Here is a 24,072-nt window from a genome sequence, read left to right on the forward strand (position 1 = left end):
GCGCGTGCCGCCGGCAGCTCAGTCCTCGATCTTGGTCAGCAGGTAGTTCGGCTCACCAATGCGGTCGATCAGATCCAGCTGGGTTTCCAGCCAGTCGATGTGCTCTTCCTCGGATTCGAGGATCTTCACGAACAGTTGGCGGCTCACGTAGTCGGCGATCGAATCGGCATACGCCACCGCCTCGCGCAGCGTGACCACGCCATCGCGCTCCAGCGCCAGGTCGCACTGCAGGATCTCGCGCGGGTTCTCGCCAATGCGCAGCTTGCCCAGCGCCTGGAAGTTCGGCAGCCCTTCGAGGAAGAGGATGCGGTCGGACAGGATGTCCGCGTGCTTCATCTCTTCGATCGATTCCTTGTACTCGTGGTCGGCCAGCTCCTTCAGGCCCCAGTTCTTCAGCATCTTGGCGTGCAGAAAGTACTGGTTGATCGCGGTCAGCTCGTTGTAGAGGACCTTGTTGAGGAATTCGATGACCTTGGCGTCGCCCTTCATGAGCGTGCTCCTGCTGCGTGGAAACGCGCGCACTGTAGCGCTTCGCGGCGACTCATGAAGGAACGCGAATCAACCCCAGTTGCGCGGGCGTGGGTGCGGCGTGGAGAAGGTGCGTGAGGAGCCAGGCCTCGGCCTGGCGGACGCGGTCAGGCGACCTGCGCCAGACCCAGTACCGGCAGCGGCAGGTCGTGGGTGGCCCGGGCCTTGGCCAGCAGGTCCGCCGCCATGTCCAGGCAGGAACCGCAGGTGGCGCCGCAGCCAGTGCGCATGGTCAGTTCGGACACGCTGGCGACACCGCTATGGGCGGCTTCGCGGATCTGGTGGTCGGTTACCCCATTGCAGATGCAGACGTACACGTGCGGACTCGGCAGGCAGGCCGGGATGGCCTGCCGCCATTCCAATCGAAACGAGAATGGTTGTCAATTTCGAAGCTGAATCATTCTCGATACGGTTCAGTGTACCGGGTCAGGCCCCGGGCTCGCCCTTGGCCTTGCGCGGCCAGTAGCCCCGCTTCGGCAACCGCTTGCGGGGCCGGTCATGGCCCGCCGCATTGCCCGGCATCCAGGCCTCCTGTGCGGTCTTGGGCATCGATTCCACCCCGGTCCCTGCCACTCCCCGCGCGAGGGGCGCCAGGTGCCGCAGCGCGCGCGCATAGACGCCCCGCTTGAACATCACCACGTGCTCGACCGGGTACCAGAAATCCACCCACCGCCACTGATCGAACTCGGGGCTGTCGGTGTGGTCCAGCTTCACATGGGATTCGTCGCCGGCCAGGCGCAGCAGGAACCAGACCTGCTTCTGGCCGATGCAGACCTGACGTTCATTGCGGCGGATGGCCCGTGCCGGCAACCGATAGCGAAGCCACCCTGGCGTGGCACCAAGCACTTCGACGTGCTCGGGCAACAACCCGGTTTCTTCCTGCAACTCGCGATACATGGCTTCCACCGGCGTCTCATCGGTATTCATGCCGCCCTGCGGGAACTGCCAGCCATCCCGGCGCACACGTCGTGCCCAGAACACCTGCCCGTCCTGCCGCATCAGCACGATGCCGACGTTCGGTCGATAGCCGTCCGGATCGATCACGATGCGGACTCCTAGAAAAATCTACTGGCCGGGACTGTGCCACGGCGGCTGCCCACTCACAAGCACGGTGAAAAAGTGTTGACAGATTCCGAATACATCTCCAGAATTACCGGCTCCCTAGGCTATGTAGCTCAGCCGGTTAGAGCACAGCACTCATAATGCTGGGGTCGGTGGTTCGAGTCCACCCATAGCCACCAAGTTCTGCTTGGTTTTGTAGGGAAAAAGTGCAATACTTGCACGCACATATTGCCCCGTCGCCAAGCGGTAAGGCACCTGACTCTGACTCAGGCATTCGGTGGTTCGAATCCATCCGGGGCAGCCAAATATGACAAAAGGCCTGATCGAAAGATCAGGCCTTTTGTTTTGTGCGCATTGAATGGGCAATATCGGCAGCACGTTCCGGTTGCCGCCCGCGACCGGCGCATCATGGACATCGAAGGCAACCCCTGGTGGCCGGCCAGCGACCCGCACCCCCCGTCATCCAGAACGACAAAAGCCCGGCCGAAGCCGGGCTTTTGCTTTTCCCAGGGGGATCCCGAGGGATCCCACACCAGGCGCGATGGATCAGCGCTTGGAGAACTGGGTGGCGCGACGTGCCTTGTGCAGGCCGACCTTCTTACGCTCGACTTCACGGGCGTCACGGGTCATGAAGCCAGCCTTGCGCAGCTCGGACTTCAGGGTTTCGTCGTACTCGACCAGCGCGCGGGCGATGCCCAGGCGGATCGCACCGGCCTGGCCGGTGGTGCCGCCGCCAGCGGCGGTGACCATGATGTCGAACGATTCGGTGTTCTTGGTCAGTTCCAGCGGCTGACGCACGATCATGCGTGCAGTCTCACGGCCAAAGAACTCGTCCAGCGGACGGCCATTGACGGTGATGTTGCCGGCGCCCTTGCGCAGGAACACGCGGGCGGTGGAGGACTTGCGGCGGCCGGTGCCGTAGTTTTGCGTGATAGCCATGATTAGATATCCAGAACCTGAGGCTGCTGAGCGGCGTGCGGGTGCTCGGAACCCGAGTACACCTTGAGCTTGCGGTACATGGCGCGGCCCAGCGGGCCCTTCGGCAGCATGCCCTTGACGGCGGTCTCGATGACACGCTCCGGGTGGCGCTCCAGCGCCTGGGCCAGAGTTTCGGTCTTCAGGTTGCCGATGTAGCCAGTGAAGCGGTGGTACAGCTTGTCCTGCAGCTTGTTGCCGGTGACGGCAATCTTTTCTGCATTGATGACAACCAGGTAATCACCGGTATCAACGTGAGGGGTGTAAACCGGCTTGTGCTTGCCGCGCAGACGGCGGGCCAGTTCGGTGGACAGACGGCCAAGCGTCTTGCCGGAAGCGTCGACGAGATACCAGTCGCGCTGGACGGTCTCGGACTTTGCAGTGAAAGTGCTCATGAAAGAACTCAAGTAGGTCGGGCTCATTGCGGCGCTGAACGGCCGGAACTCTGCCACGCGTTGTGAAGAGGCGGGATTGTACTGGCCCTTCCTGCCACATGCAAGCCGCCCCGCCACGCGGCTTGGCACATCGGCCCCAGGGGGCGAGAATCAACCACCCCCGCCGCGACGCCTCTCCCCCGCATGACCGCGATCCGCCAGACCACCCCGCTCGACCACCTGCTCACCGAAGCCCAACGCGCGCTGGACACGGTGTTCGGCAATCCGCCGGCCAGCCGCCCGTATCCGGCCGCGGCGACCCCGGACGTGCAGATGGACGACCGCGAGCGCCGGCATGCCGCCGGCCTGATGCGGATCAACCATGTCGGCGAGGTCTGCGCCCAGGGCCTGTATTTCGGCCAGGCGGCCGTCGCCCGCGAGGCGCAGACCCGCGCCCACCTGCTGGACGCCGCCCAGGAAGAGACCGACCACCTGGCCTGGTGCGCGCAGCGCCTGCGCGAGCTGGACAGTCGTCCCAGCCTGTTCAACCCGATCTGGTACGCCGGCAGCTACACCATCGGCACCCTGGCCGGCCTGCGTGGGGACGGCTGGAACCTGGGCTTCGTGGTGGAGACCGAGCGCCAGGTGGAAGCGCACCTGGACGAACACCTGGACACCCTGCCGCCGGCAGACCTGCGCAGCCGCGAGATCCTCAAGGTGATGAAAATCGACGAGGCCCGCCATGCCGACCACGCCGAGCATGCCGGCGCCCGCACGCTGCCCCCGCCGATTCCGGGCGTGATGGCGCTGGCATCCAAGGTCATGAAGACCATCGCCTACCGGCTGTAAGGCCCCTCGGCAGCGGCTTGGCGCCGGCGGGGCGACCTCAGCCGGAAACGAGCTTCAGGCCGATCACGCCGGCCACGATCAGGCCGATGCAGGCCAGGCGCGGCAGCGACGCGCTGTCGCCGAACAGGAAAATACCCAGCGTGGCCACGCCCAGCGCGCCGATGCCGGTCCAGATCGCATAGCCGGTGCCGACCGGGATGGTCCGCAGCGCCTGGGTCAGCAGATACAGGCTGATCGCCGCCGAAATGATGGTGGCCACGGTCGGCCAGGGCTTGGTGAAGCCATCGCTGTACTTCAGGCCCAGGGCGAACCCGATTTCAAACAGGCCGGCCAGCAGCAGATAGATCCAGGGCATGGGGGTACTCCTCATCATGAACAGAACAGATACCGGTCGCCCCGCGAGGCGGCCGTAAAAACGCACAACGGCCCGGTGTTTTCACACCGGACCGTCGTCGGGTTGCATCCGTGGAACACGAATCTGCGCAGATCCGGATGTTCCACAGGGCGGGCCGTCCCGCCTTCTGCGGCGCGTCCGGGGACTCCCCGGACGCGGTCGCTGGGTCTTACTCGGACAGATTGCGGCCGTGGAACAGCTCTTCGATCTCGCGCTTGAGCAGCGCTTCGATCTTCATGCGTTCCTTGAACGAGATGTTCTTGGCCTTTTCCTCGAACAGGTACTGGTCCAGGTCGAAGTCCTTCAGGTGCATCTTCGTGTGGAAGATGTTTTCCTGGTAGACGTTGACGTCGAACATCTCGTAACGCGACTTGATGTTCTTGGCCAGGAAGTTCTGGATCGAGTTGATCTTGTGATCGATGTAGTGCTTCTTGCCCTTCACGTCACGGGTGAAGCCACGCACGCGGTAGTCCATGATCACGATGTCCGATTCCAGACTCTCGATCAGGTAGTTCAGCGCCTTCAGCGGCGAAATGACGCCACAGGTAGCCACATCGATGTCCGCGCGGAACGTGGCGATGCCCTCCTGCGGATGCGTTTCCGGGTACGTATGGACGGTGATGTGGCTCTTGTCCATATGCGCGACCACGGCGTCGGAGATCAGCTCCTTGCCGGCCAGCTTCTTGTCGATCACCGGTTCTTCGGAGATCAGGATCGTCACCGACGCGCCCTGCGGATCGTAGTCCTGGCGCGCGACGTTGAGGATGTTGGCGCCGATGATCTCGGCGACATCGGTCAAGATCTGAGTAAGCCTATCGGCGTTGTACTCTTCATCAATGTATTCGATGTAACGCTGACGCTCTTCTTCGGTGCGCGCGTAACACACGTCATAGATGTTGAAGCTCAGCGCCTTGGTGAGGTTGTTGAAACCCTGCAACCTCAGGCGAGGCAACGGCTTGACCACGGCGGTCGATCCTGTGTGTGGTGGGAAAGGAACAATTATGGGGCAAAGTGATCGGGGGCGAAACTTGCATTGAAAGGTTTGCCTGTGCTTTGTTTGCCCTTAACAATTGTGATCGTTAAGCTGCCGGGACATAGCCGTGAATTGTTCATGAGCAAAGGGAGCGCCGTAACGTGTCATCTGTGCGCCTTGCCACAAGTCCATTGGCCCTGGATATCGCCACCATCGACCGCTTTCTGGCCCACAGCCATCGCCGTCGCTACCCTGCCCGCACGGACGTCTTCCGGCCGGGGGACCCCGCAGGCACCCTTTATTACGTGATCAGCGGCTCTGTTTCTATAATTGCCGAGGAAGATGACGACCGTGAGCTGGTCCTGGGCTATTTCGGCTCCGGGGAGTTCGTGGGGGAAATGGGCCTGTTCGTGGAATCGGACCGGCGGGAAGTCATCCTGCGCACCCGGACCCCGTGCGAACTGGCCGAAATCAGCTACGAGCGCCTGCACCAGCTGTTCCTGGGCCCGCTGTCCACCGATGCGCCGCGGCTGCTGTATGCCATCGGCCAGCAGATCTCCAAGCGCCTGCTCGACACCAGCCGCAAGGCCAGCCGCCTGGCGTTCCTGGACGTCACCGACCGCATCGTGCGCACCCTTCACGACCTGTCCCGCGAGCCGGAGGCCATGAGCCACCCGCAAGGCACCCAGCTGCGCGTCTCGCGCCAGGAACTGGCACGCCTGGTCGGCTGCTCGCGTGAAATGGCCGGCCGCGTGCTCAAGAAGCTGCAGAGCGACGGGCTCCTTCACGCCCGCGGCAAGACGGTCGTCCTCTACGGCACCCGATGAGCCCGGCAGACGCTGGGTGCCGGCCCGCAGCCGGCACTACCGCACCTTTCACCCGTTCAGGCTAGGCTGGGCGGATGGAGCCTGGCAGCGAATTCTATTGGTTCATCCTGATCGGCCTCGGCGCGCAGCTGGTCGACGGCGCCCTGGGCATGGCCTTCGGGCTGGTGTCCTCGTCGGTCCTGCTCAGCATGGGCCTGCCACCGGCTGCGGTCAGCGCCAGCATCCATACCGCCGAAGTCTTCACCACCGGGGCCTCCGGGGTCTCCCACCTGGTGGCAGGCAACGTGGATCGCCGGCTGTTCCTGCGCCTGGCGCTGCCCGGTGCGGTCGGCGGCGTGCTCGGTGCCTATGTGCTGACCCAGCTCCCCGGAGACGTGATCCGCCCGTTCATCTATGCCTACCTGCTGGTGTTGGCGGTCTTCATCCTGCTGCGCGCAGCCGGGCGGCTGATGCCGACACGGGAGGTCAAGCGCGTGCCGGTGCTGGGCTTTGTGGCCGGCCTGCTGGATGCCAGCGGCGGCGGCGGCTGGGGGCCGGTGGCCACCTCCACCCTGCTGGCCCGCGGGGGCCAGGCCCGCACCACGATCGGCACGGTCAACGCGGCCGAGTTCGTGGTCACCCTGGCGGTGTCGATCACCTTCCTGCTCTCGATGGGCCTGCAGTACCTGAACATCGTCGCCGGCCTGCTGGTCGGCGGCATGATGGCCGCGCCAGTCGCGGCGCTGCTGGTGAAGAAGGTCAAGGAGCGCTGGGTGCTGGTGGCGGTGGGCGTGCTGGTGCTGGCGATCAGCCTGTTCCAGATCGGCCACGCCGTGCACGGGTGGCTGGGAGCGTAAGCGACCGACGCAGCACGGGCAGGTGTCGACCGTTGGTCGATGCGCCCTACCGGTCGCCGCCGCGGTCCTCGCAGCCCCAGTTGAGGATCGGCGTGCCGGGCTTGAGCACCTGGCGGAAATACGCCACGCGCGACACCTTCGGATTGACCACCACCGGCGCCTTGGCCGCCAGCAGCAGCGGCAGGTCGGCGGTGCTGTCCGAGTAGGCGATGTCGATGTCGCCATAGCCGCGCTCGCGCAGCATGCGCATCTTCTCTTCGTTGTGGCAGTGGCGGGTGGCACCTACCGCGCCCAGGCGCGGCCCGACTTCGCTGCCGATCACCGGCACGCCCTGGTGGGCGACGAAGGCCAGGATCGCGCGCGCCAGTTCCGGTGGGGCGCCGGTGGCCACCACCACGCGATCGCCATTGGCACGGTGCCGGGCGAACACGTCCAGCGCCTTCGGCAGCAGCTTGGCGCGCAGTTCGGGCTCATGCTTGAGCACGTAGGCGTCGATCACGCGGTTGAATTCGCGCGCGCGGTGCAGGCCGAACGTGGCGATCCACACATACACCGAGATGCCGGCGCGCCGGGTCGGCAGCATCGCCACCAGCGGCCCTGCGATCGGCGTGACCAGCAGCGCGGCCAGCAGCCGCAGCGGGTTGCGCTTGATCAGCGAGGCGAACAGGTGGCTGCCCGAATCGCCGTCGTACAGGGTGTGATCGAAATCGAAGACCACCAGCGGGGCGTCGTCGCGCGGCGTTGGGTAGATCGCAGTCATGCGCTGAAGAATAGCTGACGCAGGCCCTCGCCGGGCTCTTCGACGCGCATGAAGGCTTCGCCGACCAGGAAGGCGTGGATACCCGCCTCGCGCATCACCCGCACGTCATCCGTGCCGAGAATGCCGCTCTCGGTGACCAGCAGGCGGTCGCGCGGCACGGCCTGGCGCATGTCCAGGGTGGTCTGCAGCGACACCTCAAAGGTGCGCAGATTGCGGTTGTTGATGCCCACCAGCGGCACCGGCACCTGGAGGGCGCGCTCGAGTTCATCGATGTCGTGCACTTCCACCAGCACATCCATGCCCAGCTGCATGGCCAGGTCGGACAGCTCGGCCAGCTGGCGGTCGTCCAGCGCGGCCACGATCAGCAGGATGCAGTCGGCGCCGAGCACGCGCGCCTCGTACACCTGGTAGGGGTCGATCACGAAGTCCTTGCGCAGCACCGGCAGCGTGCAGGCCTCACGGGCCTGCTGCAGGTAGGCGTCGGCACCCTGGAAGAAGTCCACATCGGTCAAGACCGACAGGCAGCTGGCACCGCCGAACTCGTAGCTCACCGCGATGTCGGCCGGATGGAAGTCCGGGCGGATCACGCCCTTGGAGGGGCTGGCCTTCTTGACCTCGGCGATCACCGCCGGGTTGCCCGCAGCGATCGAGGCACGCAGGGCATCGGCGAAGCCGCGCACCGGCGGGGCCTGCTCCAGGCGGGCGATCAGCGCCTCCAGCGGCACCTGGGCACGGCGCGCGGCGACTTCGTCGGCCTTGCGGGCCAGGATGGTGTCGAGGATGTCGCTCTTGTCGCTCATGTCGGTCGGGGTCCTTCAGGCCGGCCATTATCGGCCAGGCGCGGGCAATGCGTGAAACAGGGAGCGAAAACGGCTCAGCCGCCGGCGCGGATGCGGTGGGTGGCCTCGACGTACTGCTGCATGCGCAGCCGCGCACTGCCATCGGCAATGACCGCCCGCGCGCGGGCCAGGCCGTCGGCGATGCTGTTGGCCACGCCGGCCACGTACAGCGCCGCACCGGCGTTGAGCGCCACGATGTCCAGCGCCGGGCCCGGCTGGTTGTCCAGTACCCCGCGCAGCATCGCGATCGATTCGGCCGGGTCGGCCACCTTGAGGTTGCGGCTGGCCGACATGGCGATGCCGAAGTCTTCGGGATGGATCTCGTACTCGCGCACCTTGCCGTCGCGCAGCTCGCCCACCAGCGTGCCGGCACCGAGCGAGATCTCGTCCATGTTGTCGCGGCCCCACACCACCAGCGCGCGTTCGGCGCCGAGCTCGCGCAGGACGCGCGCCTGGATACCGACCAGATCGGGATGGAACACGCCCATCAGCACATTGGTGGCACCGACCGGGTTGGTCAGCGGGCCGAGGATGTTGAAGATGGTGCGCACGCCCATTTCGCGGCGCACCGGCGCGACCACCTTCATGGCCGGGTGGTGCATCGGTGCGAACATGAAGCCGATGCCGGTATCGCTGATCGCACGGGCCACTTCTTCCGGGCGCAGTTCGATGATCGCGCCCAGCGCCTCGACCGCGTCTGCGCTGCCGGACTTGGACGACACGCTGCGGTTGCCGTGCTTGGCCACCTTGGCCCCGGCGGCGGCCACCACGAACATCGCGCAGGTGGAGATGTTGAACGTGTGCGAGCCGTCGCCGCCGGTCCCGACGATGTCGATCAGGTGGGTGCGGTCCTCGACCGGCACCGCCAGTGCCAGCTCGCGCATCACCGTGGCCGCACCGGCGATCTCACCGACGGTTTCCTTCTTGACCCGCAGGCCGGTGAGGATCGCCGCGGTCATCACCGGCGACACCTCGCCACGCATCACCTGGCGCATCAGATCGACCATTTCGTCGAAGAAGATTTCGCGGTGCTCGATGGTGCGCTGCAGGGCTTCCTGGGGGGAGAAGGTCATGTGGGGTCCTTTGCGGTGCGGGGGCGGCGCGCTCAGCGCTGCAGGAAATTCTTCAGCAGGGCGTGGCCGTGCTCGGTAAGGATGGACTCGGGGTGGAACTGCACACCTTCAACCGGGTGCTCGCGATGCCGCAGGCCCATGATTTCCTCAACCGTGCCATCCTCGTTCTCGGTCCACGCGGTCACTTCCAGGCATGCCGGCAAGGTGGTCTTGTCCACCACCAGCGAGTGGTAGCGCGTGGCCTGGTAGCGGTCCGGCAGGCCGGCGAACACGCCCTTGCCTTCATGCCGGATCGGCGAGGTCTTGCCATGCATGATGGTGCCGGCGCGGATCACGTCGCCGCCGTACACCTGGCCGATGCTCTGGTGGCCCAGGCAGACGCCGAGGATCGGCGTGGTCGGGCCCAGCCGGCGGATCAGTTCCAGCGACACGCCCGCTTCATTGGGCGTGCACGGGCCGGGCGAGATCACGATGCGCTCGGGGGCGAGCGCGGCGATCTCATCGACGCTCAACGCGTCATTGCGCACCACCTTGACCTCGGCGCCCAGCGTCTGCAGGTACTGCACGAGGTTGTAGGTGAAGCTGTCGTAGTTGTCGAGCATCAACAACATGGTCAGGGTCCGTCTTGGATGAGGAAAATGGCGTACACGTTCTCGGTGTACGTGATGGGCGCGGCGGTGAGCAGCTCGCCGCCCGACGCCGCGCGGTAGCGCGATCCGGTCACGGCTATTTTGTCCAGCGTTGTGCTTTCGCCGCCGCCGAACCCATCGCGGACGGCCGTGCCCCAGGTGCCGGCCTGCACGCCATAGGCGAAGTTCGGTGCGACGTCGGAAATGCTGTACAGGCCGGTGATCTTCGTGCCGTACGCGCCGGCCAGGCCCTTGGCCGATTCGCGCGTCTGCGCGGCGGCTTCGGCCTTCAGTTCGCCCCGCAGGCGGCTTTCGCCCGAGTAGGTCGGTTCAGCGGTGCTGACCTGCACTTCGCGGCTGGCTTTCAGATCGCCGAGGAAGGCTTTCAGCGCCTGCGCATCGGAGAATTCGGCCTTCAGGTCGCGACTGGCGGCGGTGCCGTTGAACACCTCCTCATCGTTGCGATAGCGCGTGGAGGGGGCAATGCGCAGATTGGCGGCGCTCACAGTGCCATCGATGGCGCCGTGCTGGGCGAACAGCTGCAGCACGCGCTCGGCGTTGGCCTGTACGCGGGCGCGCGCGGTGTCGGTCTGCATGTCGACCGATTCCAGCGCCACCTTCACCGTGAAACGGTCCGGCATCACCGTGCGGGTGGCGCTGCCCTTCACCAGCAGATGCGGCTGCGACGGAATGGTGTTGGCCTGGCCCCACGCAGGGGCGACCGCGGCCAGTGTCGTCGACAACAGCAATGCGCTCAGCAGCTTCATGCGGTATTCCTTGTCTGGATGATGCAGCGGACGCCGTGGCATGCGCCACGGCAGAGGAACTCACAGGCCCTTGGCAGCCTGCGCAACGGCGCGGAACAGCGCGCGGCCCTTGTTCATGGTCTCGTCCCACTCCTTGCCCGGATCGGAGTCGTAGACGATGCCGGCGCCGGCCTGCACGTGCAGGCGGCCGTCCTTGATCACGGCGGTACGGATCGCGATCGCGGTATCGGCATCACCGTGCCAGCCGATGTAACCGATGCTGCCGGCGTACACGTTGCGCTTGATCGGCTCCAGCTCGCGGATCACTTCCAGCGCGCGGATCTTCGGCGCCCCGCTGACGGTGCCGGCCGGGAAGGTCGCTCGCAGTACGTCGGCGTAGCTCAGGCCGGGCTGCAGCTGGCCGGTGACTTCGCTGACGATGTGCATGACATGGCTGTAGCGTTCGATCACGAACTGCTCGCCCACTTCCACCGTGCCTGCCCGGGAAACGCGACCGGCATCGTTGCGGCCAAGGTCGATCAGCATCAGGTGCTCGGCGCGCTCCTTCGGATCGGCCAGCAGTTCGGCTTCCAGCGCGTTGTCTTCTTCCACCGTGGCGCCACGCGGGCGGGTGCCGGCGATTGGCCGCACGGTGACTTCCCCGTCCTGGAGGCGGACCAGGATCTCGGGCGAAGAGCCCACGACCTGCACATCGCCGGTATCCAGGAAGTACATGTACGGCGAGGGATTGAGCGCCCGCAGCGCGCGGTACACATCCACCGGGCGCGCCTTGAACGGCACGCTCAGGCGCTGGCTCAGCACCACCTGGAAGATGTCGCCGGCGCGGATGTATTCCTTGGATTTGTCGACCGCGGCAATGAAGCCGTCGCGGGTGAAGCCGGACACGAAATCGTTCTCGTCGAGCACGTCGCGGGTGATCGGTGCCGGATAGCCCGCGCCGGGCGCGCGCAGCTTGGCCACCAGCGCATCCAGCCGGGCCTGTGCGTCGTCCCATGCGCCGGACTGGCCCGGGTCGGCGTGCACGGTCAGGTACAGGCGGCCCTTGAGGTTGTCGAACACCGCCAGGTCTTCGGAATGCAGCAGCAGGATGTCCGGGGTGCCCAGCTCATCGCGGCCGCGCGGCGGTGCCAGGCGCGGTTCGATGTAGCCGATGCACTCGAAGCCGAACCAGCCGACCAGGCCACCGGTGAAGCCCGGCAGGCCCGCCAGCTTGGGTACCGAGTGGGCGCTGCGCAGCGCCTCGACCTCGGTGAACGGGTCGGCGACTTCGCGGGTTTCCACGACCTGGCCGGCCTCACTGACGGTCAGGGTGTGGCCGTGGAAGGCATACACCCGGCGCGCCGGCAGGCCGATGATGGAGTAGCGCCCGAAGCGTTCGCCGCCTTCGACCGATTCGAACAGGTAGGTATGCGGGCCGTCGGCGAGCTTCAGATAGACCGAGAGCGGCGTGTCCAGGTCGGACAGCACTTCGCGGACGACGGGGATGCGGGTGTGGCCTTCAGCGGCCTGCTGCTGGAACTGCTCGAGCGTGATCAAGACGACTTTCCTTCCGGGAAACGGCGGTGGCGGGACGGACGACGGCAACAGGCCACCATCGCCACCAGCGGCGAGCGGAAGAAAGGGAATGCGGGGTCGTCAGAATGGACACGCGGCGACTGTACCGCATTGGCGGCACCGGATGGAACCCGGCGCCGCCATGAAGGTCAGCGCCGCGACAGCAGCGGGCTGTCCAGCGGCAGGTGCAGCCGGACCCGGCCCGGCACGCAGTCGATGCGGAAGCGGCGGGCACGGACCGGCTCGCCATCCAGGTTCAGGGTCAGCGGCTGGGCCGCCTCGATCTCCACCCAGGGGGCCTGGACGCGTTCGGCCACCTGCTCCAGCGCGCCACGCTTGCCGCCCGTGACCAGCGCGGTGAAGGTGGACGCGACTTCGCCGCTGAGCTCGGGAATCAGGGTGAGGTCCAGCAGGCCATCGTCGATGTGCGCGTCCGGACACAGCACCTGCCCGCCCCCGGCCTGGCGACCGTTGCCGACCCCCAGCGCAATGAAGCCCCCTTCCCAGTCGAAGCCGGGCGCGCGGACCCGCGCCTGGATCGGCTCGATGCGGCCCAGCCGCGAAATGCCGGTGACCAGGTACGCCAGGCCGCCCAGCATCTTCTTCAGGCCCTCGTCGGTATCCACAGTGACCTCGGTACCGAAGCCGCCACTGGCCACGTTGGCGCACCACCAGCGCTCGCCGTCGGCGTCGATGCGCAACAGGTCCACCGGGCGCGGCGGCTCATGCTCGATCAGGGCCAGCGCCTGTTCGGGGTCGTCGGGAATCTCCGCCGCAGTGGCGAAGTCATTGGCGGTGCCCAGCGGCACCAGACCCAGCGACGGCAGCGCATCGGCATCCTCGTCCCGGTGCGCCAGCGTTTCGGCCACTTCACTGAGCGTGCCATCGCCGCCGGCGGCAATGATGGTCTCCACGCCATGCGCGATCGCCTCGGCCACATAGCGCTCGGCATCGCCCTCTTCCCAGGTCACCCGCACTTCCAGCGTGGCCCCGCGCTCACGCAGCGCGTGCACCGCCTCGCGCAGCTCGGCATTGCCGGTGGACTTGCCGTTCAGGATCAGACGCCATCGCTTGCCACGCATGCAGCACTTCCACGGATCAGGGAGGCGCAGGCTAGCAGTGCGCTGTGTCGGGGGCGGTGAACGCCGCGATCACGCGTGGGAAAGCGGCCCCACGGGGCCACCCTGTGTCGACGAAACCGGACACCGTCGATTCAGCCGCCTGGGTTTTCCGGCGCATCCTCTTTGCCGACGGTGACGGATTTGTAGTGGTACTCCACCAGTGTCCACGCGCCGTTGTGGAAGGTGTAGCCCCAGGTTTCGGTACTTACTGCCGCGTCCCGGGAGGTAACGGTCATCCCGTCGCCTTGGTTGCCGCCGTTCGGCAGCGGCGTGGGCGGGCCTGCGCTGGGCGCGCGCGCGACGCTCGATCCGGTCAAGCCTGCTCGTGTCGTGAGCACCTGGACCGTGCCGCGCCTGGACACCGGCGCGTACGCCTGCGAGCGTCCCGCGATCCAGTCGAGCCAGGATGCCGCGTCGACCGACCCCGCCGGATAGGTCGTTTTCGTGGTGATGCTGACAGGGTGGTCAGCGCGTTGCGCCAATACGGCAACCGGTGCCGTGGCAAGCACCCCTCCTAGTACCACAGATACCATCGCAGTCCGAAGCGTCACGTTGATCTCCTTGTGTGGCAGTGAAGCAAACGGCGGACGTTCGCCGGTCGCCTCTCCCTTGTAGCAGCCCGTCAGGCCGTCTTCTGAAGCCCGTTGATTGCTTTTCTCGATAGTGCGACGTCGCTGCTGAAATGGCACAGGGCGCGCCCCTTTCACACGAGTACCCGCGAACCGCAGCGGGGACGTGTGGACGTGCCTCGATGCGCTGCACGCCGCGTGGATGCACGCAGTTGCCGGTGCATGCATGGCCTGCGTGGCCCAGCACGGCGCGGGCGAGTGGCGCTGTCGCTTTCGACATAGACGCCGCGGTACAGGATTCTGCGTCGTCTGCACGCAGCGGGGAATGCGTCATCAAAGCGTCATCGCGCGCCCGGAGAATGGAAGGCCATAGCAGGGACGACGGATGGAGGCAGGATCAGCCTCCGAATATTCCCAGGGCCGCATCCGAGAGGGTGCGGTCTTTTTTTTGCATCAGCCGGCGGCGAATTCCCGCAGCGCGTCGCCTTCCATGCGGTACACCGTCCACTCGCTCTGCGGTTTCGCACCGGCGGCTTCATAGAACCTGATCGCCGGCTCGTTCCAGTCCAGCACCGACCATTCGAAACGGCCACAGCCTTCGGCGACCGCGATACGCGCGATGTGTTGCAGCAGCGCCTTGCCGGCACCGCTGCCGCGCTGCTGCGGACTGACGTACAGGTCTTCCAGGTAGATGCCGTTGCGGCCCAGCCAGGTGGAGTAGTTGTAGAAGTACACGGCGTAGCCGATGGCCTCGCCACCGGCCTCGCAGATCAGCGCGTGCGCCTTGGCATCGGCGCCGAACAGGCTGGCGCGGATGCCGGCTTCGTCGGTCTGCACCGACGACTCGGCCTTCTCATAGATCGCCAGCTCGCGGATGAAGCGCAGGATCAGCGCTGCATCGTCGGCGGTGGCCACGCGGATGGTCACAGTGGCCACCGGCATGGCTCAGCCCCTGGCCTGGGCGACGTTGTGGCGCATCTGCGCGATCACGTCCTGGTAGCTGGAGGTGGCGTTGAAGATCGCCGAGCCGGCCACGAACGCATCGGCACCGGCGGCGGCGATCGCGCCGATGTTGTCGGCCTTCACGCCACCGTCGATCTCCAGCCGCACGTCGCGGCCGCTGGCATCGATTTTCTGGCGCACCACGCGCAGCTTGTCCAGCGCCGAGGGAATGAACGCCTGGCCGCCGAAGCCCGGGTTGACCGACATCAGCAGCACCAGGTCCAGGTCGTCCAGCACCCAGTCCAGGATGTCCACCGGGGTGGCCGGGTTGAGCACGATGCCCGGCTTGCAGCCCAGCGAACGGATCAGCTGGATGGTGCGGTGGACGTGGCGGGAGGCTTCCGGGTGGAAGCTGATGTAGGTGGCACCGGCCTCGGCGAAGTCCGGAATGATGCGGTCCACCGGCTCCACCATCAGGTGCACGTCGATCGGCGCGGTGACGCCGTGCTTGCGCAGCGCCTGGCAGACCATCGGGCCGATGGTCAGGTTGGGCACGTAATGGTTGTCCATCACATCGAAATGCACCCAGTCCGCACCGGCGGCGAGCACGTTGTCCACTTCCTCGCCAAGGCGGGCGAAGTTCGCGGACAGGATGGAGGGGGCGATGATGCAGTTGGACATGGCCGGGGCCTTCAGGACGTGGACGGGGAGGCGCCGCGCGGGGTCAGCGCTTGCGCAGGGTCTTGATGCGGTCGTAGGCGGCGTTGAGCAGGCGCGACTTGCGCTCGGCCTGCTGGCGCAGCTCCGGGGCGGCGCCGACGACCTTGTCGGGGTGGTACTGGGAGATCAGCCGGCGGTAGGCCAGATCGACCTCGGCGTCGGTCGCCTCGGAGGTCAGCCCCAGCTCCCGGTAGGGGTTCTCCCTGTTCAGGCGGAACCAGTCGGCGTCGAAGGCATGCCCGATCAACAGGCCGACCACGGCCCCGAACAGCGGATTGGGCCTGAAAAGCAGGGCGCCAGCGATGAATCCGAGCAGTTTTCCGTACCAGCGCATGGTCGTAAGGGCGGCCGGGTCGACAAAGGAGCCTCATTTTACGTCACAGCGGGCCCAACCCGCTTTACACTAGGCCGCCCGCTGTCTGTGCGGGCCCTCCGGGTCCCCTGGACAGCTGTCTTGACGAAGCCTCAGGAGTGCCCGTGCCGACCACGTTGTTGCAATCCGATCTCCCCGGCCTGCCCTTGCGCCATCGCGGCAAGGTGCGTGATGTTTTCGACATTCCGCGCGACCGGCTGCCCGCCGGCACTCCGCCGGGGGACTACCTGCTGATGGTCGCTACCGACCGTCTGTCGGCCTTCGACGTGGTGCTGCCCGATCCGATTCCCGGCAAGGGCGAAATGCTCTGCCAGGTGTCGAACTTCTGGTTCGCCAAGACCGCGCACCTGATGCCCAACCACCTGACCGGCATCGACGTGGCCAGCGTGCTGCCCGAGGGCGTTGACCCGGCGCTGTACGCCAAGCGCGCAGTGGTGACCCGCAAGCTGAAGCCGGTGCCGGTGGAAGCGATTGCCCGCGGCTACCTGATCGGCAGCGGCTGGAAGGACTACCAGCGCACCGGCAAGATCAGCGGCATCGATCTGCCCGACGGCCTGCGCCAGGCCGAACAGCTGCCCGAGCCGATCTTCACCCCCTCGACCAAGGCCGCCGTGGGCGACCATGACGAGAACATCGATTTCGATGCGATGGTGAAGGCGGTCGGTGCGGACCTGGCCGAGCGCGTGCGCGACGCCACCCTGCGCATCTACAAGTTCGCCGCCGACTACGCGCGCGAGCGCGGCATCATCCTGGCCGATACCAAGTTCGAGTTCGGGACCGATGCCGATGGCCGCCTCTACATCATGGACGAGATGCTGACGCCGGATTCCTCGCGTTACTGGCCGGCCGACGAGTACGAGGTGGGCACCAGCCCACCGAGCTACGACAAGCAGTTCGTACGCGATTACCTGGAAACGCTGGACTGGGGCAAGACCGCTCCGGGCCCGAGCATCCCGGCGGAGATCATCGAGCGCACCCGCGCCAAGTACGCCGAGGCGCTGCAGCGCCTGGCCGGCATCTCGGTCGATTGATGCATGTCCCCCGTCGCCGCAACGGCGACGGGGGACGTCGACCGTGGGTGGGCGGGGACACGCGACGCCGCGATGGGCGGGCTCCGGGAGTATCCTGTGCCCACTCCGGAGGCTCAATGTCCACGACGACCCAGCTTGAGCGGCCCATCGACCGCTACTTCGCCAGCTATTCCGACGACCACCGCAATGCGATCAACCAGCGCATCCATGTGATCGCGGTGCCGGCGATCATGTGGTCGGTGATCGCGCTGCTGTGGTGCCTGCCGCCGTTGATCACCTGGTTCCAGTACGGGATCTGGGCCGGTCTGGCGATGTTCGCCGCGTGGGCCTACTACAACCGTCTGTCACGCCGGCTCGGCTACGGGATGCTCGCCCTGTTCTTCGTCAGCGGCTGCCTGTGCCGGCTGCTGGAAGCCGAAATCGGCCTGCGTGGCCTGTTCTGGCTGGGCCTGGGCGTATTCGCCGTGGCCTGGGTGGCGCAGTTCATCGGCCACAAATTCGAGGGCCGCAAGCCCAGCTTCCTCACCGATCTGGTCTACCTGTTGATCGGCCCGGCCTGGGTGATGGCCAAGGTCTACCGTCGCCTGGACTGGCGCTTCTGAACGCACTTTCCTGAACGAGGCGACATGCTCACCGGCGGTCCACGCGCCGGCGTCCAGCATCCCCATCAGGCCCCCATCCGGGTACGCTGGCGTTCAGCTCCGTGACCGTCCGCCTTCTTCCGCAGGCCCTGCCATTGCTGGCCGGAACCCGCTCGGCACCCCCTGCGACCGGCCACGTTCGGCAAAGCCGCTCCATCGGTTCCATACGGCCCGCGACGCTCCCGGATGGACCCACTGACGAGGCTGAAAAAATGAATCAGCGCACGTTACATGCAGTTCGATGCGTATTCGGGAGTATCGGCGACAATTGCCTGCCTGTTAGACTGAACGACCTGCTCGTGAATCCCGCATTCCCTGCATGAATCCCAGTCTGCTCCTGCTGCTCGCCCTGCCCTTCCTGATGGCCGTGGCGGTCGCTTCATTCCGACGCACCTCCCGCTCCACGGCCGCCTGGTTGGCCGCGGCCGCTCCATTGGGTGGGTTGGCGCTGCTGGCCACCCTGACCCCCGACATCCTGGGCGGCGGGGTCGTCCGCAGTTTCGGGCAGTGGCTGCCGCAGATCGGGCTGGCATTCTCGCTGCGGCTGGACGGCCTGGCGTGGATGTTCGCCGGCCTGGTCCTGGCCATCGGCGCACTGGTGGTGATGTACGCCCACTACTACCTCAGCGCCCGCGACAGCGCCCACCGCTTCTACTGCTACCTGCTGCTGTTCATGGGCGCCATGCTGGGCATGGTGCTGTCGGGCAACCTGCTGCTGCTGATGGTGTTCTGGGAAATGACCAGCATCAGCTCGTTCCTGCTGATCGGCTTCTGGTCGCACCGCCAGGATGCCCGCGAGGGCGCGCGGATGGCGCTGGTGGTGACCGGCGGCGGCGGCCTGGCCCTGCTCGGCGGCGTGCTGCTGATCGGCCGCATCGTGGGCAGCTTCGAGCTGGACGCGGTGCTGGCCGCCGGCGATGCGATCCGCGCCAGTGCGCTGTATCCCTACGCCCTGTTCCTGGTGCTGGCGGGCATCTTCACCAAGAGCGCGCAGTTCCCGTTCCACTTCTGGCTGCCGCACGCGATGGCCGCACCGACGCCGGTGTCGGCCTACCTGCACTCGGCCACGATGGTCAAAGCCGGCGTGTTCCTGCTGGCACGGCTGCACCCGGCCCTGTCCGGCACCGACCTGTTCTTCTATACGGTCAGCGGCATCGGCGCGATCACCCTGCTGATCGGCGCGTGGAATGCGATCTTCCAGCACGACCTGAAGGGCCTGCTGGCCTACTCGACGATCTCCCACCTGGGCCTGATCACGATGCTGTTCGGGCTCTCCGCCCCGATGGCGGTGGTCGCCGGCGTGTTCCACATCCTCAACCACGCCACCTTCAAGGCCTCGCTGTTCATGGCTGCCGGCATCATCGACCACGAAACCGGCACGCGCGACATGCGCAAGCTCGGTGGGCTGCGTCGGCTGATGCCCTTCACCAGCGCGCTGGCGATCATCGCCTCGCTGGCAATGGCCGGCATTCCGCTGCTCAACGGCTTCCTGTCCAAGGAAATGCTGTTCGCCGAAGCGCTGACCACGGAGGGGCCGGAAGCGATGCGCATCGCCATGTCGGTCGCCGCCCTGCTGGCCGGCGTGTTCGGCGTGGCCTACAGCCTGCGCTTCGTGCACGACACCTTCTTCGGCAAGGGCCCGCACGATCTGGACCGCGTGCCGCACGAGCCGCCGCGCTGGATGAAGGTGCCTGTGGAGATTCTGGTGGTGGTGTGTGTGGCGGTCGGCGTCGCCCCCGCCATCACCATCGCACCGGTGCTGCATGCCGCCGCCTCGTCCATCCTCGGCCCGGCGATGCCGGCTTACAGCCTGTCGGTATGGCACGGCTTCAATCTGCCGCTGGCGATGAGCGCGGTTGGCGTGCTGGGCGGCATTGCCCTGTATTTCGGCCTGCGCCGCCTGATCAATCTGCATGCGGTGGTCACCCGCGCCACCGGCCGCAATCTGTTCCACAAACAGCTGGACCTGGTGTTCGGCTTCGCCCATCGGCTGACCCAGGCACTGGCCAACGGCAGCCTGCAGCGCATGCTGCTGGGGCTGGTGGTGGTGGCGATCATCGTCGCGGCGGCCCCGTTCGTGGCCACGCCGGTCTCGCCCAACTGGCCCTCGCCGCAGCCGCTGCCGCTGCTCGGCTGGGGGCTGTGGCTGGTGATGATGGCCTGCGCGTTCGGCGCGTTGTCCAAGTACCGCCAGCGCCTGCTGGCGGTGCTGCTGCTGGGTGGCGTGGGCCTGATCGTGTCGCTCACCTTCGTGTTCCTGTCCGCCCCCGACCTGGCCCTGACCCAGCTGCTGGTGGAGATGGTCACGCTGGTGCTGATGCTGCTGGGCATGAACTACCTGCCGGCGCAGTCGCCACGGGAGCGCTCGCGCTGGCGCAAGGGTCGAGACGTGCTGATCGCGGTGCTCGGTGGCGGCGGCCTGGCGGCGCTGGCCTATACGGCGATGACCCTGCCGCCCAATACGATGGCCGGCGAGCTGCTCGCCCGCGCTCTGCCGGAAGCGTACGGCCAGAATGTGGTCAACGTGATCCTGGTGGACTTCCGCGGTTTCGATACCTTCGGCGAGATCACCGTGTTCGGCATCGCTGCGCTGGTGGTGCACGCGATGCTGCGGCGTTCGCGGATGGCCCCGGAGCAGATCATGCCCGGGCCGCCGATGAAACTGCCGGTGCCGGCCGATCTGGCCCAGATCATGTTCCCGCTGACCATGACCGTCTCAATCTTCCTGTTCCTGCGCGGCCACAACGCGCCGGGGGGCGGCTTCATCGCCGGCCTGGTGCTGGCCGTGCCGCTGCTGATCCAGTACGTGATCCAGGGCACCGCGTCGGTGGAATCGCGCTTCGGCTTCGACTACATCCGCTGCATCGGTGCCGGCCTGCTGATCGCCATCATCAGCGGCAGCGCGTCGATGCTGTTCGGCGTGCCGTTCCTGACCAGCGGCCACCTGGACCTGCACCTCCCGCTGATCGGCGAGGTGCCGCTGGCCAGCGCGATCGGGTTCGATACCGGCGTGTACCTGGTGGTGTTCGGCGGGGCGATGCTGATGCTGTCGATGATGGGCACCATCAAGCCGTCACGCACCCGCAGCGCCCGCAAGGGCGAGATCGATCCCAACCGTCGTTCGGCAAAAACCGGGGAGATGCACTGATGGAACTGGCCCTGGCAAGCGCGATCGGTGTGTTGGCCGCGATCGGCATTTACCTGCTGCTGCGTGCGCGCAGCTTCGACGTCATCCTCGGCATGACCTTCCTCTCCTACGCCACCAACCTGCTGATCTTCGCCGGTGGACGCCTGGTCACGGGCAAGGCGCCGGTGCTGCGCGAGGGCATCGACAGCGATCTGGGCAACTACACCGATCCGCTGCCGCAGGCGCTGGTGTTGACCGCGATCGTGATCGCCTTCGCGATGACCGCCGTCAGCATCGTGCTGGCCATGCGCAGCCGCAGCGACAACCATAGCGACCACGTCGATGCGCACGAAGACGACGCCGACAGCGGGCCGACCGATACCGCGTCTGGCCGGGAGGGTGACGCATGAACCATGCGGTGATCCTGCCGATCCTGATTCCCCTGTTCGGCGCGGCCTGCTCGCTGTTCGTGGAGCACCGCCGCTTCGGGCCCAAGGTCCAGCGCAGCGTGGCATGGATCACGCTGACGGCACTGGCAGCGGCGGTCGCACTGCTGTTCGCACAGACCGCCGATGGCAGCATCGCGGTGTACCTGCTCGGCGACTGGCCCTCACGGCTGGGTATCGCGCTGGTCGCCGACCGCCTGTCGGCGTGGATGCTGGTCACCACACTGCTGCTGGCCATTCCCTGCCTGATGCACGCCTGCTCGGGCTGGGACCGTCGCGCGCCGCACTTCCACGCGCTGTTCCAGTTCCAGCTGGTCGGCCTCAACGGCGCCTTCCTGACCGGCGACATCTTCAATCTGTTCGTGTTTTTCGAGGTGATGCTGATCGCCTCGTACGGCCTGCTGCTCAGTGGCGGGCGCGGCCTGCGCATGCGCATCGGCCTGCACTATGTGGTGTTCAACGTCACCGCCTCGACCCTGTTCCTGATCGCGCTGGGCCTGCTGTACGCCTCGCTCGGCTCGCTCAACATGGCCGAGCTGTCCCAGCGCATCGCCGAGGTGCCCCCTTCGCACCTGCTGCTGGTCAAGGCCACGATGGGCCTGCTGCTGCTGGTGTTCTGCAGCAAGGCCGCACTGATGCCGCTGTACCTGTGGCTGCCCGAGGCCTATGCGCGCGCGCCGGCCGCAGTGGCGGCGCTGTTCGCGATCATGACCAAGGTTGGGCTGTATGCGGTGCTGCGGGTGAGCACGCTGTGGTTCGGCGACGATGCCGGCGCGATGGCCGGCTACGGCAGCGACTGGCTGCTGTGGGCCGGCGTGGCCACCCTGGTCCTCGGCGGACTGGGCGTGATGGCAGCGGCACGATTGCGGGTGCTGGTCTCCTACCTGGTGGTGGTGTCGGCGGCCACGCTGTTCATCGCCTTCGCCGTGCGCACGCCGCAGGTGCTGTCGGCCGGGTTGTACTACCTGCCGCACAGCACCTTCGTCGCCGCAGCACTGTTCCTGGTGGCGGACCTGATCCGACGCCGTCGAGGCGGCGCCAGCGACCGCAAGGAGATCATCGCGCCAATGCCGGGCAAGCAGACCCCGGCGGTGCTGTTCCTGATCGGCGCGGTGGCCGTGGCCGGCCTGCCGCCACTGTCCGGCTTCCTGGCCAAGGCCGCGCTGCTGGCCGGCATGCCCCCCGCCTACACCGGCGTGGTGTGGACGGCAGTGCTGGGCAGCAGCCTGATGGTGATCGTCGGTCTGACCCGCGCCGGTATCCGCCTGTTCTGGCGCGTGCCGGCAGCCGAGGACGGCGCGCCGCCCGCGCGCAAGGCGCCCACCCGTACCGTCGAACTCATCGCCGCGGCCCTGCTGTTGAGCTACGGCATCGCGATGAGCCTGTTCGCCGGCCCGCTGATGCAGCACACCGACGCGATGGCGACCCAACTGCTTCAGCCGCAGGAGTATGTGAACGGCCTGCGCGCGACCCCGCCGGAGATCCGCCAGCCATGAGCGCCCGTCCTTCGCTGTACAAGCGCGTGCTGCCCTCGCCCTCGCTGAGCATGATGGTGGTGGCGTTCTGGCTGCTGATGTCCGACAGCTTCACCGTGGGCCAGTTCGTGCTCGGCATGTTCCTGGGTCTGGTGGTGCCGCTGTTCGCGGCGCGGCTGGACCGCGAGTTCGCCCGCATCGGGTCGCTGCGGCCGCTGCCAAAGCTGGTGATGGTGACCCTGTGGGACATCCTGGTCTCCAACATCCGCGTGGCGATCCAGGTGCTGGGGCCGGAGCGACGCATCCACCCCGGCTTCATCTGGCTGCCGCTGGACATCGCCAACATCCACGGCATCGCCGCGCTGACCAGCATGATCACGCTGACCCCCGGCACCGTCTCGGCCGCGCTGTCGGACGACCGCCGCTACCTGCTGGTGCATGTACTGCACCTGGACGACCCGGACGCGCTGATCCGGCAGATCAAGACCCGCTACGAAGCCCCGCTGATGGAGATTTTCCCATGACCGGATACATGTTCATCCAGACCACGATGGTGGTGTGCATGCACGTGGTCGGCGTGGCCATGCTGCTGGCCACCTGGCGCCTGCTGCGCGGCCCGACCGTGCCTGATCGCATCCTCGCGCTGGACACCCTGTCGGTGACGGCGATCGCCGAGCTGATGCTGTTCGGCATGTACCTCAATTCGGCGGTGTACTTCGAAGCGGCGCTGATCATTGCCATGCTCGGGTTCGGCAGCACGGTGGTGCTGAGCAAGTTCGTGCTGCGCCGGGACATCGTCGAATGATCACCTTCATCCAGATCGTGCTGTCGCTCCTGCTGCTGTTCGGCTGCTTCTTCATCCTGGTCGGCGCGCTGGGCCTGGTGAAACTGTCGAGTTTCTTCAAGCGTCTGCATGCCCCCACCAAGGCCAGCACGCTGGGCGTGGGCTGCGTGCTGGTCGGTTCGGTGTGTTACCACATCTTCCTTGGCGAAGACCCGCAGCCGCGCGAGCTGCTGATCACCGTGTTCCTGTTCATCACCGCGCCGATCAGCGCACACATGATGGCCAAGGCCGCGTTGTCGCTGATGATGGAAAAGCGCCCCACTCTGCCGGGCGATGAAACGGCCAAGGAAGAAGCGCTGCCGCCGCCGGAACCACGCCGCGACGAGACCCCCTGACACCGCAG

The 24,072-nt window shown here is 66.6% G+C and carries 29 protein-coding genes and 2 tRNA genes; 13 read left to right on the plus strand and 18 right to left on the minus strand.

The features are described from left to right. Positions 1-18 precede the first annotated feature (18 nt). The 3 genes from bfr to GDJ08_RS13250 form a co-directional block, all read right to left on the minus strand. Complete coding sequence (gene bfr, locus GDJ08_RS13240; RefSeq protein ID WP_017354552.1) at positions 19-489, minus strand: bacterioferritin; 471 nt, start codon at positions 487-489, stop codon at positions 19-21. A 146-nt stretch (positions 490-635) separates the two neighbouring features. Beyond that, a complete protein-coding gene (locus GDJ08_RS13245; RefSeq protein WP_026070525.1) occupies positions 636-845 on the minus strand; it encodes a (2Fe-2S)-binding protein in 210 nt (69 codons plus the stop codon). Positions 846-954: 109 nt separating this feature from the next. Then, on the minus strand, positions 955-1,572 hold the full coding sequence (locus tag GDJ08_RS13250; RefSeq protein WP_017354550.1) for an RNA pyrophosphohydrolase: 618 nt from the start codon (positions 1,570-1,572) through the stop codon (positions 955-957). 120 nt (positions 1,573-1,692) lie between these two features. Between GDJ08_RS13250 and GDJ08_RS13255 the strand changes: the two genes are divergently transcribed. After that, positions 1,693-1,769 (plus strand) — tRNA-Met (locus GDJ08_RS13255). A gap of 50 nt (positions 1,770-1,819) precedes the next feature. Then, positions 1,820-1,894 (plus strand) — tRNA-Gln (locus GDJ08_RS13260). A 242-nt stretch (positions 1,895-2,136) separates the two neighbouring features. Here GDJ08_RS13260 and rpsI read toward each other — a convergent pair. Further along, positions 2,137-2,529: a 30S ribosomal protein S9 gene (gene rpsI, locus GDJ08_RS13265; RefSeq protein ID WP_017354549.1), complete on the minus strand. Its 393-nt coding sequence runs from the start codon at positions 2,527-2,529 to the stop codon at positions 2,137-2,139. Positions 2,530-2,531: 2 nt separating this feature from the next. Continuing rightward, positions 2,532-2,960, minus strand: a complete 429-nt coding sequence (gene rplM / locus GDJ08_RS13270; RefSeq protein WP_017354548.1) for a 50S ribosomal protein L13 — start codon at positions 2,958-2,960, stop codon at positions 2,532-2,534. 183 nt (positions 2,961-3,143) lie between these two features. On the opposite strand from rplM, the gene coq7 reads away from it, so the two are divergent. After that, positions 3,144-3,788, plus strand: coding sequence for a 2-polyprenyl-3-methyl-6-methoxy-1,4-benzoquinone monooxygenase (gene coq7, locus GDJ08_RS13275; protein ID WP_017354547.1), 645 nt, complete (start codon positions 3,144-3,146; stop codon positions 3,786-3,788). A gap of 37 nt (positions 3,789-3,825) precedes the next feature. On the opposite strand, the gene GDJ08_RS13280 is transcribed toward coq7, so the two are convergent. Together GDJ08_RS13280 and speD are read right to left on the minus strand one after the other, a co-directional pair. Next, positions 3,826-4,143, minus strand: coding sequence for a DMT family transporter (locus GDJ08_RS13280; RefSeq protein WP_136004601.1), 318 nt, complete (start codon positions 4,141-4,143; stop codon positions 3,826-3,828). A gap of 208 nt (positions 4,144-4,351) precedes the next feature. Beyond that, positions 4,352-5,146, minus strand: coding sequence for an adenosylmethionine decarboxylase (gene speD, locus GDJ08_RS13285; RefSeq protein ID WP_017354544.1), 795 nt, complete (start codon positions 5,144-5,146; stop codon positions 4,352-4,354). Positions 5,147-5,316: 170 nt separating this feature from the next. On the opposite strand from speD, the gene crp reads away from it, so the two are divergent. Together crp and GDJ08_RS13295 are read left to right on the plus strand one after the other, a co-directional pair. After that, positions 5,317-5,982 carry a cAMP-activated global transcriptional regulator CRP gene (gene crp, locus GDJ08_RS13290; RefSeq protein WP_017354543.1) on the plus strand — a complete coding sequence of 222 codons (666 nt, stop codon included), beginning with the start codon at positions 5,317-5,319 and terminating at the stop codon, positions 5,980-5,982. 74 nt (positions 5,983-6,056) lie between these two features. Beyond that, positions 6,057-6,818 (plus strand): sulfite exporter TauE/SafE family protein, encoded by a 762-nt coding sequence (locus GDJ08_RS13295; protein ID WP_136004603.1) that lies wholly within the window; start codon positions 6,057-6,059, stop codon positions 6,816-6,818. A 46-nt stretch (positions 6,819-6,864) separates the two neighbouring features. Here GDJ08_RS13295 and GDJ08_RS13300 read toward each other — a convergent pair whose 3' ends face one another. The 11 genes from GDJ08_RS13300 to GDJ08_RS13350 all read right to left on the minus strand — a co-directional run bounded on the left by GDJ08_RS13300 (position 6,865) and on the right by GDJ08_RS13350 (position 16,126). Continuing rightward, on the minus strand, positions 6,865-7,578 hold the full coding sequence (locus GDJ08_RS13300) for a haloacid dehalogenase-like hydrolase (protein WP_017354541.1): 714 nt from the start codon (positions 7,576-7,578) through the stop codon (positions 6,865-6,867). Continuing rightward, positions 7,575-8,378, minus strand: a complete 804-nt coding sequence (gene trpC / locus GDJ08_RS13305; RefSeq protein ID WP_017354540.1) for an indole-3-glycerol phosphate synthase TrpC — start codon at positions 8,376-8,378, stop codon at positions 7,575-7,577. Before trpC ends, GDJ08_RS13300 begins: the two co-directional genes overlap by 4 nt. A 74-nt stretch (positions 8,379-8,452) precedes the next feature. Next, complete coding sequence (gene trpD, locus GDJ08_RS13310; RefSeq protein WP_017354539.1) at positions 8,453-9,490, minus strand: anthranilate phosphoribosyltransferase; 1,038 nt, start codon at positions 9,488-9,490, stop codon at positions 8,453-8,455. 32 nt (positions 9,491-9,522) lie between these two features. After that, positions 9,523-10,101, minus strand: a complete 579-nt coding sequence (locus GDJ08_RS13315; protein WP_017354538.1) for an anthranilate synthase component II — start codon at positions 10,099-10,101, stop codon at positions 9,523-9,525. Positions 10,102-10,103: 2 nt separating this feature from the next. After that, a complete protein-coding gene (locus GDJ08_RS13320; RefSeq protein WP_153165044.1) occupies positions 10,104-10,886 on the minus strand; it encodes an SIMPL domain-containing protein in 783 nt (260 codons plus the stop codon). Positions 10,887-10,946: 60 nt separating this feature from the next. Beyond that, entirely contained in the window at positions 10,947-12,422 is a 1,476-nt protein-coding gene (gene trpE, locus GDJ08_RS13325; protein WP_153165045.1) for an anthranilate synthase component I, read from the minus strand. 167 nt (positions 12,423-12,589) lie between these two features. Further along, a complete protein-coding gene (gene yegS, locus GDJ08_RS13330) occupies positions 12,590-13,522 on the minus strand; it encodes a lipid kinase YegS (protein WP_153165046.1) in 933 nt (310 codons plus the stop codon). A gap of 131 nt (positions 13,523-13,653) precedes the next feature. Continuing rightward, positions 13,654-14,250, minus strand: a complete 597-nt coding sequence (locus tag GDJ08_RS13335) for a hypothetical protein (protein ID WP_153165047.1) — start codon at positions 14,248-14,250, stop codon at positions 13,654-13,656. 333 nt (positions 14,251-14,583) lie between these two features. After that, positions 14,584-15,066, minus strand: coding sequence for a GNAT family N-acetyltransferase (locus GDJ08_RS13340; protein WP_136004689.1), 483 nt, complete (start codon positions 15,064-15,066; stop codon positions 14,584-14,586). 9 nt (positions 15,067-15,075) lie between these two features. Next, on the minus strand, positions 15,076-15,753 hold the full coding sequence (gene rpe, locus GDJ08_RS13345) for a ribulose-phosphate 3-epimerase (protein WP_136004616.1): 678 nt from the start codon (positions 15,751-15,753) through the stop codon (positions 15,076-15,078). A gap of 43 nt (positions 15,754-15,796) precedes the next feature. Beyond that, positions 15,797-16,126 carry a J domain-containing protein gene (locus GDJ08_RS13350; protein ID WP_017354530.1) on the minus strand — a complete coding sequence of 110 codons (330 nt, stop codon included), beginning with the start codon at positions 16,124-16,126 and terminating at the stop codon, positions 15,797-15,799. Positions 16,127-16,269: 143 nt separating this feature from the next. On the opposite strand from GDJ08_RS13350, the gene GDJ08_RS13355 reads away from it, so the two are divergent. From GDJ08_RS13355 to GDJ08_RS13390, 8 genes are all read left to right on the plus strand, one after another. Beyond that, a complete protein-coding gene (locus GDJ08_RS13355) occupies positions 16,270-17,196 on the plus strand; it encodes a phosphoribosylaminoimidazolesuccinocarboxamide synthase (RefSeq protein WP_165699812.1) in 927 nt (308 codons plus the stop codon). A gap of 116 nt (positions 17,197-17,312) precedes the next feature. Further along, entirely contained in the window at positions 17,313-17,798 is a 486-nt protein-coding gene (locus GDJ08_RS13360) for an Mpo1 family 2-hydroxy fatty acid dioxygenase (protein WP_153165049.1), read from the plus strand. A 358-nt stretch (positions 17,799-18,156) separates the two neighbouring features. After that, positions 18,157-20,985, plus strand: coding sequence for a monovalent cation/H+ antiporter subunit A (locus tag GDJ08_RS13365; RefSeq protein WP_153165050.1), 2,829 nt, complete (start codon positions 18,157-18,159; stop codon positions 20,983-20,985). Beyond that, entirely contained in the window at positions 20,985-21,374 is a 390-nt protein-coding gene (locus GDJ08_RS13370; protein ID WP_017354526.1) for a Na+/H+ antiporter subunit C, read from the plus strand. Before GDJ08_RS13365 ends, GDJ08_RS13370 begins: the two co-directional genes overlap by 1 nt. Further along, the gene (locus GDJ08_RS13375) at positions 21,371-22,906 is read left to right on the plus strand and encodes a monovalent cation/H+ antiporter subunit D (RefSeq protein ID WP_017354525.1); all 1,536 of its coding nucleotides are present in this window, start codon (positions 21,371-21,373) and stop codon (positions 22,904-22,906) included. The genes GDJ08_RS13370 and GDJ08_RS13375 overlap by 4 nt, the downstream gene beginning before the upstream one ends. Further along, a complete protein-coding gene (locus GDJ08_RS13380) occupies positions 22,903-23,409 on the plus strand; it encodes a Na+/H+ antiporter subunit E (protein WP_153165051.1) in 507 nt (168 codons plus the stop codon). The genes GDJ08_RS13375 and GDJ08_RS13380 overlap by 4 nt, the downstream gene beginning before the upstream one ends. Beyond that, complete coding sequence (locus tag GDJ08_RS13385) at positions 23,406-23,690, plus strand: K+/H+ antiporter subunit F (protein WP_017354523.1); 285 nt, start codon at positions 23,406-23,408, stop codon at positions 23,688-23,690. Before GDJ08_RS13380 ends, GDJ08_RS13385 begins: the two co-directional genes overlap by 4 nt. Next, positions 23,687-24,064 (plus strand): Na+/H+ antiporter subunit G, encoded by a 378-nt coding sequence (locus tag GDJ08_RS13390; RefSeq protein ID WP_017354522.1) that lies wholly within the window; start codon positions 23,687-23,689, stop codon positions 24,062-24,064. The genes GDJ08_RS13385 and GDJ08_RS13390 overlap by 4 nt, the downstream gene beginning before the upstream one ends. Positions 24,065-24,072: the final 8 nt, after the last annotated feature.

The organism is Stenotrophomonas nematodicola, from assembly GCF_009467805.1.
Taxonomy (GTDB): Bacteria; Pseudomonadota; Gammaproteobacteria; order Xanthomonadales; family Xanthomonadaceae; genus Stenotrophomonas; species Stenotrophomonas nematodicola.

Coding starts and splice junctions, on each gene's coding strand:
- bfr (WP_017354552.1), bottom strand. CDS start 489: ATGAAGGGCGACGCCAAGGTCATCGAATTCCTCAACAAGGTCCTCTAC.
- rpsI (WP_017354549.1), bottom strand. CDS start 2,529: ATGGCTATCACGCAAAACTACGGCACCGGCCGCCGCAAGTCCTCCACC.
- rplM (WP_017354548.1), bottom strand. CDS start 2,960: ATGAGCACTTTCACTGCAAAGTCCGAGACCGTCCAGCGCGACTGGTAT.
- coq7 (WP_017354547.1), top strand. CDS start 3,144: ATGACCGCGATCCGCCAGACCACCCCGCTCGACCACCTGCTCACCGAA.
- GDJ08_RS13280 (WP_136004601.1), bottom strand. CDS start 4,143: ATGCCCTGGATCTATCTGCTGCTGGCCGGCCTGTTTGAAATCGGGTTC.
- GDJ08_RS13295 (WP_136004603.1), top strand. CDS start 6,057: ATGGAGCCTGGCAGCGAATTCTATTGGTTCATCCTGATCGGCCTCGGC.
- GDJ08_RS13300 (WP_017354541.1), bottom strand. CDS start 7,578: ATGACTGCGATCTACCCAACGCCGCGCGACGACGCCCCGCTGGTGGTC.
- trpC (WP_017354540.1), bottom strand. CDS start 8,378: ATGAGCGACAAGAGCGACATCCTCGACACCATCCTGGCCCGCAAGGCC.
- trpD (WP_017354539.1), bottom strand. CDS start 9,490: ATGACCTTCTCCCCCCAGGAAGCCCTGCAGCGCACCATCGAGCACCGC.
- GDJ08_RS13315 (WP_017354538.1), bottom strand. CDS start 10,101: ATGTTGTTGATGCTCGACAACTACGACAGCTTCACCTACAACCTCGTG.
- GDJ08_RS13320 (WP_153165044.1), bottom strand. CDS start 10,886: ATGAAGCTGCTGAGCGCATTGCTGTTGTCGACGACACTGGCCGCGGTC.
- yegS (WP_153165046.1), bottom strand. CDS start 13,522: ATGCGTGGCAAGCGATGGCGTCTGATCCTGAACGGCAAGTCCACCGGC.
- rpe (WP_136004616.1), bottom strand. CDS start 15,753: ATGTCCAACTGCATCATCGCCCCCTCCATCCTGTCCGCGAACTTCGCC.
- GDJ08_RS13350 (WP_017354530.1), bottom strand. CDS start 16,126: ATGCGCTGGTACGGAAAACTGCTCGGATTCATCGCTGGCGCCCTGCTT.
- GDJ08_RS13360 (WP_153165049.1), top strand. CDS start 17,313: ATGTCCACGACGACCCAGCTTGAGCGGCCCATCGACCGCTACTTCGCC.
- GDJ08_RS13365 (WP_153165050.1), top strand. CDS start 18,157: ATGAATCCCAGTCTGCTCCTGCTGCTCGCCCTGCCCTTCCTGATGGCC.
- GDJ08_RS13370 (WP_017354526.1), top strand. CDS start 20,985: ATGGAACTGGCCCTGGCAAGCGCGATCGGTGTGTTGGCCGCGATCGGC.
- GDJ08_RS13375 (WP_017354525.1), top strand. CDS start 21,371: ATGAACCATGCGGTGATCCTGCCGATCCTGATTCCCCTGTTCGGCGCG.
- GDJ08_RS13380 (WP_153165051.1), top strand. CDS start 22,903: ATGAGCGCCCGTCCTTCGCTGTACAAGCGCGTGCTGCCCTCGCCCTCG.
- GDJ08_RS13385 (WP_017354523.1), top strand. CDS start 23,406: ATGACCGGATACATGTTCATCCAGACCACGATGGTGGTGTGCATGCAC.
- GDJ08_RS13390 (WP_017354522.1), top strand. CDS start 23,687: ATGATCACCTTCATCCAGATCGTGCTGTCGCTCCTGCTGCTGTTCGGC.